The sequence below is a fragment of the Microbacterium sp. PI-1 genome, assembly GCF_004337555.1.
GTDB classification, from domain to species: domain Bacteria; phylum Actinomycetota; class Actinomycetes; order Actinomycetales; family Microbacteriaceae; genus Microbacterium; species Microbacterium aurugineum.
Genome location: NZ_SJYZ01000005.1, coordinates 1 through 11,532, shown reverse-complemented (window position 1 = coordinate 11,532; position 11,532 = coordinate 1). Strand labels below are relative to the sequence as shown.

The window sequence follows — 11,532 nt, the reverse complement described above, 5'->3', positions numbered from 1 at the left end:
AGATCACCCTAGTCGTTCGAGAAGTGCCCGATGGAATCGCTCCCCGCGCTCCAGGGCGACGATCTCGACGCTCTCGTCGACGCCATGGATCGACGCCCGCTGGGCATTCGACATGTCCAAGGGCGCGAAACGGTAGACAGCGGGCGAGAAGCGATGGAAGTGCCGGGAGTCGGTGGCGGCCATCATCACGTAGGGCACGGCGGGGACCCCGGGATGGGAGACGTCCAACGCGGCTGCGAGCAACGCGAACTGCGCGTTGTCGGTGGGCGACTCCGGCGAGGGCTCCCCCGCTTCGACCACCTCGACGGAGACGAGCGGATCGCGGATGCGCCGCCGCACCCGGAAGACCGTCTGCTGGGTGGTCTCGCCCAGCGCGATGCGGAGGTTGAGGGTGGCGGACGCCTGCGAGGGCAGCACGTTCGCCGCCGTGCCGCCCGACTGCATGGTCGGAGCCACGGTCGTGCGGACGAGAGCGGCGGGTTCGCCCCCGAGCGCGGCGAAGACCTGCGCGGTCACCAGCGGCATCGACCCCAAGAACCTCAGCAGGTGGCGGGCCGGCCCCGGAGTGCGCGTCGCCAGTTGCGACAGCATCCGCAGGATCGCCTTCGAGGCACGAGGTCGGAAGGTCGTGGGTCCGAGCCGGTCGACGGCTCTCGCGACGCGTCGGACCGCGGTGAGCGACGGCGGTGCGGACGCATGACCACCCTCGCCCCGTGCCGTCAACCGGAGGGTCATCACGCCCTTCTCCCCCACACCGATCATCGCCGCTCGACCGGGGACGAAGGGCAGCGGCGCATCGACGACGGCGCCGCCTTCGTCGAGGACGAGCCACGGCATCACGCCGCGTGCGCGCAGCACGCGTGCGATCTCCTCCGCCGCCTTCCCGTAGGTCTCCTCGTTGCCGCCGAACGAGAGGTACACGTCGCGGGACGGGACGAAGCCGTCCGCGAGCAGATTCTCCACGGCTTCGAGCACGACGAGCAGCGGGCCCTTGTCGTCCAGGGCGCCTCGGCCGTACACCGAACCGTCGGCGATGGTTCCCGCGAACGGCGGATACGTCCACGCGTCGCTCTCGTCGACGGGGACGACGTCGTAGTGCGCCATCAGCACGAGAGGGTCTCGGCCCGCCGCGCCGTTGCCCGCCCAGTGGAACAGGAGACCGAAGTCGGTGTGCCGTTCCAGCCGCAAATCCCGGTGCGTCAAGGGGTACAGCTCGGCGATCAGCGCGACGAACTCCTCGAAGGGGGCAGGTCCGCGCTCATCGAGCTCCGCCGAGACCGTCGGGATTCGGATCATCTGCGACAGCCGTTCGGCGATGCCGGGGCGCACGGTCGGGGTGGTCACGCTCGCCATCGTACCGAGTGAGGTCTCACGGCCATTGGCTGAGTTTGTCGGGATTGCGCACGGCGAAGACTTCCGTGATGCGGTCTTCGCGGACGACGAAGGAGAAGACCGCATCCGCGCGGCCGTCGATCGTCGCGAGCATCACGAGCCCGTCGGGAGCCGCGACGAGCGAGACCTCGGCCTCGGGATGGCGCTGCGCGATCCCCCGCAGGAAGCGTGCCACGCGGTCCGCTCCCGCCACCGGCCGCAGCGCGGCCGACTTCTTCCCTCCTCCGTCGGAGACGAGCACGACGTCGGGGTCGAGCAGTGCGATCAGACCGTCGAGCTCTCCGGTCGACGCAGCGGCGAGGAAGGCTCTCGCCACGGCATCGTGCTGTTCCCGCGACGCCACGACCGCCCGGCGTTCGCGCACGCGCCGACGACCCTGCGAGGCGAGCTGGCGCACCGCATCCGGGCTCCGACCGACCGTCTCCGCGATCTCGGCGAAGGGGACACCGAACACGTCGTGCAGCACGAACGCGACCCGCTCGGCGGGGGTGAGCGACTCCAGCACGACGAGCAGGGCCATCCCCACCGACTCGTCGAGCGTCATCCGCTCCAACGGATCCGGGTGCGGACGGGCGGCGAGCAGCGAGTCGTGCGGAACGGGCTCCGGCAACCAGGGGCCGACGTACCTCTCCCGACGAGCACGCGCCGATCCCAGCGCGTCCAGGCAGATACGTCCGGCGACGCGGGTCAGCCACGCAGCGGGGCTCCTGATCTGTGCACGTTCCTCGACGCTCATCCGGTACCACCGCACATACGTCTCCTGCACCGCGTCTTCCGCATCGGCGACCGTGCCGAGCAGACGATAGGCGAGAGCGAGCAGGGTGCGGCGTTCGGCGTCGATCACCTCGAGATCATCCATCGCCTCCATCCTGGCCCGACTCGGCGCCCGCCGCTGCCGTCTTTCGGCTGTCGCCTCACATTCCCGTGGTCTGCGTCGTCGAAAGAGGAGAAGGATGAAATCGAGAGAGAAGGAGCACCCATGAGAATCGCCGTCGCAGGAGGAACCGGGACGGTCGGTCGGCCGACCGTGGCCGCGATCGAGGCCGACGGACATGACGCGGTGGTGCTCAGCCGCTCGCACGGGGTGGACCTGGTGACCGGCCGGGGACTCGATGCCGCGCTGGACGGTGCCGACGTCGTGATCGACGTCACGAGCATCGAGACGCTCAAGGCCGCCGCGGCGATCGAGTTCTTCACCGCCGCGACCGGCACCCTCGTCTCCGCGGCCGAGGAGGCCGGAGTCCGACACGTCGTGCTCCTGTCGATCGTGGGTATCGACCGCATCCCCTACGACTACTACGCAGGCAAGATCGCGCAGGAGAAGGTGATCGCGTCCTCACGGGTGCCCTGGACGATTCTGCGGGCGACACAGTTCCACGAGTTCGCGGGGCAGATGTTCGCGCGGGCGAAACTGGGGCCGCTGCACCTCGCCCCGAACGCCCGCACCCAACCCGTGGCCGCCTCCGAGGTCGGCGCCCGGCTCGCAGCTCTCGCGACGTCGGAGCCGCAGGGCCGGGCGCGTGACCTCGCCGGCCCGCGCGAGGAACAGCTCTCCACCATGATCCGGGCGTTCGCCCGCCGGGAGGGGTATCGAGGGTGGATCCCGGCGCTCAACGTCCCCGGGCCGCAGATGGCGGGGATGCGTGCCGGCGATGCACTTCCCGGTCCCGACGCCGATCTCGGACGCCAGACCTTCACGGAGTGGCTCGCCGCGCGGTGAGCACCTGCTCCACCGACGCACGGGGTTCTCGGAGCGCGCAGGAGTCCTCTTGCGGATCCGGTCGGAGGCGGCGCAGACTGAGCGTGCGGTCGATGCATCCACCTCACCCCGGAGCGATCATGGCGAACCTCAATCCGTATCTGTCCTTCCGCACCGAAGCCCGCGAGGCGATGGAGTTCTACCGGAGCGTGCTCGGCGGGGAGCTCGTGATCAACACCTTCGGAGAGTTCCCCGACATGGTGCAGGATCCGAGCCAGAAGGACCTCGTCATGCACGCACAGCTGGATGCACCGGGCGGACTCGTGCTGATGGGCTCCGACTCTCCCGACGGCATGCCGTACGAGAAGCCGCAGGGTTTTTCGGTCTCGTTGAGCGGCAACTCTCAGGACACCACCCGCGAGGTCTGGGAGAAGCTGTCCGAAGGGGCGACCATCACGATGCCGCTCGATGTGCCGCCGTGGGGTGGCCTCTTCGGGATGCTCGTCGACCGCTTCGGCATCCCCTGGATGCTGCACGGCGATCCGGAGGACTGAACCCGCCCGGCCTCAGCGCGGCTGCACGGCTCGACAGGCCAGGTGCAGCGCCAATCGTGCCTCGGGGTCGTTCATGTCGATCCCGAGCAGCTCCTGCACGCGCCGGATCCGCACGGCGATGGTGTTGCGGTGCAGACCGAGAGCCGTCGCCGTCGCCGCTATGCCCGACTCGTGATCGAGATACGCGGAAAGAGTGGTGAGCAGTTCGCCTCCCCCTTCCCGCAGCGGGGCGAGGAGGGATTCCGCGGCGGGCACGAACGTGTCGTTCCCCGTCCACGCCAGCAGCAGCTGCTCCAGGCCGAGACTGTCCACCCGTACGAACCAACCTGTCGCCGACCGCGCCGCCGCGATCCGCGCCGCATCCCCCGCCTCGTCCAGCGTCGTGGCGAGTCCCTCGGATCCGGCCTGCAAGGATCCGACGCCGGTCGCGACGGTGAAGTCCCGCAGGACACCCAGGTGGAGCTCACGCAGTGCGGCGACGGCCCGCTCGACGCGATCGGGATCGGGGGCGTCCGGGAACGTCAGCCACCCGCTCAGTCCTCGACCCGCTGTCGTGGCATGCGCCTCCGCGTCGATCGCACTGAGTCCGGCACTGACGGAGCGCAGCAGCGAGAACGAATCGAGCCGCCCTCTCGCCACCACCCGGAAACCGAGATGATGACCGCTCGTGCGCCAGCCGCGCTCGAGCATCCGCCGCTGGACATCGGCATCCGCCGCTCCGTGCAGGTCCACGAAGTCACGCAGCAGCCCGGACGACACGGCGACGTCATTCACGGCCGCCACCTCGTCGATCAGGATGCGGGCCGCGACGGCGGGCATCGCGACCTCGGCCGCGACCGAGAGCGACTGCACCTGTGCCTCGCCGAGGCCCTGCCCGAAGAGCACGAGCCTCAGACCGCTGCGTCCGGGGCTGTCGACCCGCACCGACGCCGCAGCCGTCTCGCCGACGCTCACGCGATCGAGCCACGAGTCGAAGCTGATGGCCGCATGCAGTCGCTCGTCGAGATGCGCGCCCGCCTCCTGCAAGACACCGGACGAGTCGATCAGCGCGGCACCGACACCGAGGTTCGCCGCGATGTGTCCGAGCAGATCGGTGAGATCATCGGCGGCATACTCGAACGACTGCGCGACCTTGCGCACCTGGCTGAGCGTCAGCGCATCGCGTGCCTCGATCAGCATCCAACAGGCCTTCGCGAGCTGGATGGGGCGCGGGACGTCGAGCAGGCACAGGCCGATCCGATCCGCGAGGCGGAACGCGCCCGCGTCGAAGTCCGCCGCCCCGGACACGGCGAGCCCGGTGAACCCCCGGTCGCGCAGCCGGCGCAGCAGAGCGTCCTGCTGCCAGGTCGATGTCGGGGCCGATGCGGTGATGATCGCGAGCCGCTCGGCACCCCTCTCGGTGAGTTCGACTTCGCTCGCGCCGACGGCCACCGCCTCCCACGCCGCATCGCGTGGTCCGGCGACCCACTGCAGGCCGCCGTTCTCCGTGTGGGAGAGCAGCGCGCTCACGGGCAGCCGCGCGCTCACGCCGCATCCAGATCGTCGAGGCCGTAGGCGGAGGGCAGCACTTTCGCGCGACGCTCGGGCCGCGCATTCCACCAGGCGGGCGCAGGGATGGAGAAGACCGCGACGTTCCGTGCCAGACGCAGTTCCGTGACCTCGAGGATCTCGCGTGACACCGCATCGACGACCACGATGATCGTGGGGGCGGACGCGACCAGCAGCCCATCGGTCAGCACCGCGAGGGTCTCGGATCGGCTCACCACACGGTGGACGGCACCGCCGAGTCCGCTGATCTCGACGGCGTTCACGTGCGGATCCTGCGGCGAGGCGGCGACCGAGACGATACGCCCTTCAGCCAGCAGCTCGCCACCGAGGGCATCCGCCAGGAGCGGGAGGGGCGCGCCCGCCGATGCGAGGTAGGCCCTGCCGAGTTCGAGTGCATGCGCCAGATGGCCCCCGATCGCGTGTTCGTGGAGGTCGCCGACCGTGAAGCCTCCGAGCACCGCACAGCCGACGCCGCCCGCCTGGATGATCGCGGACCGCACGACCCGCTCGGCGTCGATCGCCCGGTGCGCCTCGACGAGGGCGACCCCTCCGGCGCCGGTGTCGCAGGCGAACACGAGTCCGGGAACCCGGTCGACGAACAACGACATCTGGTCCAGCCCCGGAACGGCACGGCCGGTGCAGTCCGCGTCCACCACGATGTGGGACCCGGCCAGAGTCAACGGAGCGAGCCCGTTCATCCCGCCGCCTTCGAGGGAGCAGACCGCGGGAACGGGATGACCGATCCACCGTTCGACCGCGGCCAGCAGACGAGCGAAGGGGTCGGCGCCGGGAAGGCGTTCGCCGAGCAGCATCGTCGAGCCGACGAAGGCGACGCCCAGGCAGGGTGTCCGCGGGTCCAGCGAGGAGATCGGGGAGATCTCGATCGGCTCCCGGTCGGACCCGGCGAGCATCAGCTCGAGCATGGTCGTCGAACCGCCACCGCCGGATCCGAGGAGCGAATAGCCGCGGGCGAGCGCCGTGAGGTCGTCGCGCTGCAGCATCATGCGCTCCAGCCTAGGGAGAAACGTCCTCACCCGCGGCCAGAGTCTCGACCGGGACGAAGTCCGCGGCGAGGCCGAAAGCGGACGGTCCGAAGGCGGCGAGCGCCTCGGGGGTGCGCATCATCTCGGGTGTGGAGATGCCGAGCACCCGTACGCGCTGCCCGTAGCGGAGTCCCTCCGTGGTGATGGGCTCGGCCGTCTCGTGATCGACCACGCAGATGAGGTCGGGCACGATCGCCACGAGCGCCTCCCCGTGATGGGCGATGAGGTTCTCGTTCTGGAACGAGATCTCGAAAGTGGCGCCCTCCTCTGCGTCGAGCGGTGCGATCACCGCACGCCCCTTGGCGAACCCCTCGGTCGTGCGCCGCTCGACGTCGATGACCTTGCCGACGCAGAGTTCCCGAAGGTGCGGGTAGAGCGTCGTCGCGAGGGTCGAGGCGATCGCCTCGAACGGTGAACGATGCTCCTCCCGGGCGAGACGGATGGCGCGGCCCAGCGCGAGGGCCATCGAGATCGTGCGCGGGACGGCGGTGCGCCGGACGTCCGCGCCGGTCATCGCGTACTCGGCGATATGGCCGACGCCGCCGAGACGGATCGTGATGCCGCGGGCGAGCCACTCCATCTGCCGGTCGTCGTCTCCCGTGTCGATCACGACCTTCTCGCCGCGCTCTCCCGCGAGCGCGAGGGGCGATCCATGCACGCCGTACACGGCGAACGTCTCCATCGACAGCTCGGGGAACGCCCTGCCCATGCCGTCGGCATCCACCACCGGCAGGCCCGTCTCGGCCGCGACGATGAGCGGGATCATCGAGTTGATGCCGCCGCACTCGATCGGCATCGTGGCATCCGCCGTGCGTCCGAGGTGCTCCTCGAGCGTGCGCAGGGCGAGCGTGGGCTCGGTGCCCGCCGGGATCTTCTCGACCATGACGGTGGGCGCACCCATCTGGGCGGTCGGGATCACGAACAGATCGTCGGCGAGCTCGTCCGGATCCAGGATCGTGATGCTCCCCTCGCCCAGCACGCGCTCGACGAGCATCTTGCCGATGTACGGGTCACCGCCCCCACCGGTCCCGAGCAAGGTCGCGCCGCGAGCGAGATCGGGAAGGTCGGCCGCGGTGAGCTGCCAGCTCATGCCGTCGCTCCCGCCGACACGGTTCCGGTGGAGATGCTGCCGTCGAAGCGGTGGGCCGCCATGTCGTACCCGAAGTACCCCGGGCCGACCATCGCGAGGGCGGCGTCCGAATGCCAGCGCTCATCGGCCGGAGCCGCGATCACCCGGACCCGCTGTCCGTAACGCAGTCCCTCGGTCGTGATCGGCTCACCGGACTCGCCGTCGAGCACCATGATCAGATCGGGCGTGGTCGCCAGGACCGTGCCGTCGGCTTCGGCCACCAGGTGCTCGTTCTGGAACTGCAGCGTCAGCGAGCGGTCGGCGTCCCCGTCGATGCGAGCACGGCCACGCGCGAAGCCCGTGGTGGTGGCGCGGTGCACGTCGACGACCTTCCCGTCGAACAGCTCGCGTCCGCCGAGGAGCCGGACGACCGCGTCGACCGGATCGGACTTCTCCTCGCGTGCCGTCGCGATGCGCTGCCCGATCTCGATGCAGCGGGACAGCGAACCCGCGACGAGCGACTCGCGCGCCGCCGAGCCGGACATGGAGAACCCGGAGATCATGACCGAGCAGCCCATCTCGACGCAGGCCACGCGAGCGATGCGTTCGGTCCACGAGTTGTCGGCCGTCTGCAGCACCCCCGTGTTGCCCTTCTCGTCGCTGAACGCGAGGGGCGATGCCGTCACGCCGTACAGCGTCGGCAGCACCATCTGCAGCTCCGGGAACGCGCGACCCATGCCGTCGGCATCGACCAGCGGCAGTCCGAGGGCGGCCGCGGCGGCGATCGGGATGGTGGAGTTGACTCCGCCCACCTCCGCGCACGCGATGTGGGTCACCGGACGGCCCAGGTGGACGCTGAGCGCTTTGACCGGTTCGATGACCTCGGCGAGGCTGGGGAGCTTCTCGACCATGACGGTCGGCGCGCCCATCATCGCGACGAACAGCACGAGCGCATCGTCGGGCACCTCGTCGAGTCCGACGACCGTGACGTCGCCGGAGGTCAGGGCCTGACGCGCGAGGAGGGCACCGATGTACGGATCCCCTCCGCCTCCCGTGCCGAGCACGGCGGCACCGCGAGCGAGCCCGTCGATGTGGGCGGGGGTGATCGTCCAGCTCATGTCACGCCCCCATGTCGAGGTCGCCGACCGCCTTGACGCGGATGCGCGTGGCGTTGCCGGGCAGATACGGGATGGGCACCTCGTCGAAGTCGATGATCGACACGGTCGAGGGCTTGGCACCCGCCGCGATCGCCTTGTCGACCGCCTCGGCGCGCACCTCGGCGAGTGTCTCGTCACGACGACCGGGCTCGATCGCGTAGACCTTGTCGATCTCACCGCCGACCTGTGCGATCGAGGCGCCGATGGCGTTCGCGACCGCGTAATTCTCAGGTCGGTGCACGGTGCCGAACAGCGGCAGCTCGTCGGGGAGCAGGATCGAGCCTCCGCCGACGGCGACCACCGCGATGGGCTCGGGTGACGTGCGCATGCGGTCGACCGCCTCCGACACACGCTCGGCGATGCGGGCGAGCACCCGCTCGACGAACACGGGGTCGAGGTGCGCGACCTTGCTCGCGTCGCCCACGTGGGCGCGGCCGGCCGCGACCGCGATGTCCGTGGCGGTCAGGGTCGATCCACCGAACACCAGCGCTTCCGTGGTCAGCTTGTACCCGACGGATGCCGGTCCGACCTCCGCAGTCTCCTCATCGACGATGCTGCCGCCACCGATGCCGAGCGAGAGGACGTCCGGCATCCGGAAGTTGGTGCGGATGCCGGCGACCTTGACCTCGTTCGCGGTCTCCCGCGGGAAGCCGTTGATCAGCAGCCCGATGTCTGCCGTGGTGCCGCCCACATCGATCACGGCGCAGTCGTCCAGACCGCTCGTCGCGGCTGCTCCGCGCATCGAGTTCGTCGGACCGGAGGCGAACGTCGCGACCGGGTAGCGACGCACGTACTCCTCGTCCATGAGCGTGCCGTCGTTCTGGCTGAGGAAGATCGGCGCCTCGATGCCCTGGGCGCGCACGGCGGAGGTCAGCCCATCGACGATCTCGGACGCGAGCTCGCGCAGCGCGGCGTTGATGATCGTCGCGTTCTCGCGCTCCAGCAGTCCGATGCGTCCGATCTCGTGGGAGAGCGAGATGGCGGCATCCGCCCCCAGCACCTCTGCGACGATCTCTGCCGCCCGCACCTCGAGGTCGTGGTTGACCGGGCTGAACACCGACGAGATCGCGACCGAGCGGATACCGTGCGACTTCATGTCTTCGGCGTGCGCCCGGATCTCGTCCGGGTCGAGGGGTGAGATCGGTCGGCCGTCGAACTCGTAGCCCCCGTGGGCGAGATAGCTGCGGGCCTGCGTCGCCTCGACCAGCACGTCGGGCCAGTCGATCAGCGGCGGCAGAGCTCGCGTCGCCGGGAGTCCGAGGCGGAGTGCCGCGACCGGCGCCAGACGGCTCGCCTGCACGAGTGCGTTGATGAAGTGCGTCGTGCCGATCATGACGGCGTCGACGTCGGCGCCCTCGAACGCGTGCCCGGCCCGCAGATCCTCGATCGCCTGGATGATGCCACTGGTGACATCGGGGGTGGTCGAGTGCTTCACGCCCGCGAGCGTGCGGGTGCCGTCCATGAGGACTGCGTCGGTGTTGGTGCCGCCGACGTCGATGCCGATGTGCATGATTCTCGCTTTCCTGTGAGGAGGTTCTGACTCGGGGCGGCTCAGGCCGCGGCTGTCTCTTCGACCGGGCTCGCCTGCCGCGTGTTCGCGACTCCGACACCGCGGACCCAGCCGAGCTTGCCCGCCACGATGTAGAGCGCCATCGAGAGGAAGAGACTGAGCAACGACGGGATGCCCCAGGTCACGAAGTAGCCGACGAGCGCGGACACCAGCCACACGACGATCGTCGCGGGAACGATGCGTGGCGCGGTGGCCGGAAGGGTGCCGGCCTCACGGGTCGCGTCGAGCTCAGGACGCCAGCGGCGCACCACGTAGTACTCGGCGACCATGATGCCGGCGATCGGCGGGAAGGCGACGCTGAGCACGATCAGGAACTCGGTGAACTGTCCGAGGATGCCGACCGCGGCCAGAATGGATCCGACGACGCCCAGCACGATCGTCGTGGTGACGCGGTGCAGGTTCTTGCCGAACGCCGTCGAGATGAAGTTCACCAGGCCCAGGGTCGACGAGTACAGGTTCCAGTCGTTGATCTTCAGGGTGCCGGTGAGCACGATGAAGAGGCCGATGAAGCCGACGGACGACGTCACGATCGCGACGATGTCACCGGTGGCGGCCGCGTGCGCCAGCAGGACACCGGCGAGTCCGATCACGAACTCACCGAGCGAGACTCCGAGCACGGTCTGCTTGACGACGTCGGCGCGAGAACGGTTGAAGCGGGTCATGTCACCCGTGATGATCGCGCCGACGATGAGACCACCCGCGACGATACCCGTGCCGGCCCAGACGCTCATCGTGGGTCCGGGTGCCGGTCCCGTGAGCAGCTCGCCGATGTCGTGACGGCTCAGCTCGGTGATGACCGACCAGCCGACCAGGATGAGGAAGAGCGGCACCGTGATGTTCGCGAGCCACTGCATGCCGACGAAGCCGAAGGCGACGATCGCGGTGACGGCGAGACCGAAGATGAGGCTCCACGCCCAGACCGGCAGCGCACCGGGCATCAGGGCGTCGAGGGACTGTGCCGAGATGGCCGACTGGATGCCGAACCAGCCGATGAGGCTGATCCCGATCGCGAGCCCGACCAGCGAGGCACCGATCTCCCCGAAGCCGGTCCACCGGGCGAGCAGTGCGGTGTTGAGGCCCTCGCGCTGGCCGATGAAGCCGACCACGCACATGATCACCTCGAGGATGATCGAGCCGAAGAGGAAGGCGAGGACGGCCTCGCCGAAAGTCATGCTGTAGCCGAGGGTCGCGCCGAGGAGGAACTGCGAGAGGGCCGAGACCTGACCGAATCGCTGCACAGCGATTCCGAACCAGGGTTTGCGGGCCTCAGGAGTCACTCGGGAGAGCGCGAAGTCGTCGGGGTGCGCCGTGCGTGCCATGAGGATCCTTCGGGAGAGGGAACGGGTTGTGCGCCACAGTAGCGATGCCCTGCGCCCGGCCCACATGTGCAGATCGCACGAACATCCCGCACGGATGTGCAGATCGCACACCACCCGATCGTCTGCCTCCTGTCACCTCTGTCCGTCTCGTCGACGCGCCCTCCCCGCGTCCAGACGCTCG

The 11,532-nt window shown here is 69.5% G+C and carries 10 protein-coding genes; 2 read left to right on the top strand and 8 right to left on the bottom strand.

What is annotated here, in order from left to right:
* Nucleotides 1–3 precede the first annotated feature (3 nt).
* Together E0W80_RS06180 and sigJ are read right to left on the bottom strand one after the other, a co-directional pair.
* Nucleotides 4–1,353 carry a M20/M25/M40 family metallo-hydrolase gene (locus tag E0W80_RS06180; protein ID WP_165875408.1) on the bottom strand — a complete coding sequence of 450 codons (1,350 nt, stop codon included), beginning with the start codon at nt 1,351–1,353 and terminating at the stop codon, nt 4–6.
* Between the two features lie 16 nt (nt 1,354–1,369).
* Entirely contained in the window at nt 1,370–2,251 is an 882-nt protein-coding gene (gene sigJ / locus E0W80_RS06175) for an RNA polymerase sigma factor SigJ (RefSeq protein WP_131491735.1), read from the bottom strand.
* A gap of 120 nt (nt 2,252–2,371) precedes the next feature.
* On the opposite strand from sigJ, the gene E0W80_RS06170 reads away from it, so the two are divergent.
* Nucleotides 2,372–3,112, top strand: coding sequence for an NAD(P)H-binding protein (locus E0W80_RS06170; protein ID WP_131491734.1), 741 nt, complete (start codon nt 2,372–2,374; stop codon nt 3,110–3,112).
* Between the two features lie 119 nt (nt 3,113–3,231).
* Nucleotides 3,232–3,645 carry a VOC family protein gene (locus tag E0W80_RS06165; protein ID WP_131491733.1) on the top strand — a complete coding sequence of 138 codons (414 nt, stop codon included), beginning with the start codon at nt 3,232–3,234 and terminating at the stop codon, nt 3,643–3,645.
* 12 nt (nt 3,646–3,657) lie between these two features.
* On the opposite strand, the gene E0W80_RS06160 is transcribed toward E0W80_RS06165, so the two are convergent.
* From E0W80_RS06160 to E0W80_RS06135, 6 genes are read right to left on the bottom strand one after another with little or no spacing between them, the layout of a single operon-like run.
* Nucleotides 3,658–5,172 carry a helix-turn-helix domain-containing protein gene (locus E0W80_RS06160; protein ID WP_131491732.1) on the bottom strand — a complete coding sequence of 505 codons (1,515 nt, stop codon included), beginning with the start codon at nt 5,170–5,172 and terminating at the stop codon, nt 3,658–3,660.
* Nucleotides 5,169–6,197 carry a DUF917 family protein gene (locus E0W80_RS06155; RefSeq protein WP_131491731.1) on the bottom strand — a complete coding sequence of 343 codons (1,029 nt, stop codon included), beginning with the start codon at nt 6,195–6,197 and terminating at the stop codon, nt 5,169–5,171. Before E0W80_RS06155 ends, E0W80_RS06160 begins: the two co-directional genes overlap by 4 nt.
* A gap of 10 nt (nt 6,198–6,207) precedes the next feature.
* A complete protein-coding gene (locus tag E0W80_RS06150; protein WP_131491730.1) occupies nt 6,208–7,326 on the bottom strand; it encodes a DUF917 domain-containing protein in 1,119 nt (372 codons plus the stop codon).
* Nucleotides 7,323–8,423 carry a DUF917 domain-containing protein gene (locus tag E0W80_RS06145; RefSeq protein WP_047520506.1) on the bottom strand — a complete coding sequence of 367 codons (1,101 nt, stop codon included), beginning with the start codon at nt 8,421–8,423 and terminating at the stop codon, nt 7,323–7,325. Before E0W80_RS06145 ends, E0W80_RS06150 begins: the two co-directional genes overlap by 4 nt.
* A gap of 1 nt (nt 8,424) precedes the next feature.
* Complete coding sequence (locus E0W80_RS06140; protein WP_131491729.1) at nt 8,425–9,972, bottom strand: hydantoinase/oxoprolinase family protein; 1,548 nt, start codon at nt 9,970–9,972, stop codon at nt 8,425–8,427.
* A gap of 41 nt (nt 9,973–10,013) precedes the next feature.
* Nucleotides 10,014–11,351 (bottom strand): cytosine permease, encoded by a 1,338-nt coding sequence (locus tag E0W80_RS06135; protein WP_047520504.1) that lies wholly within the window; start codon nt 11,349–11,351, stop codon nt 10,014–10,016.
* Nucleotides 11,352–11,532 lie beyond the last annotated feature (181 nt).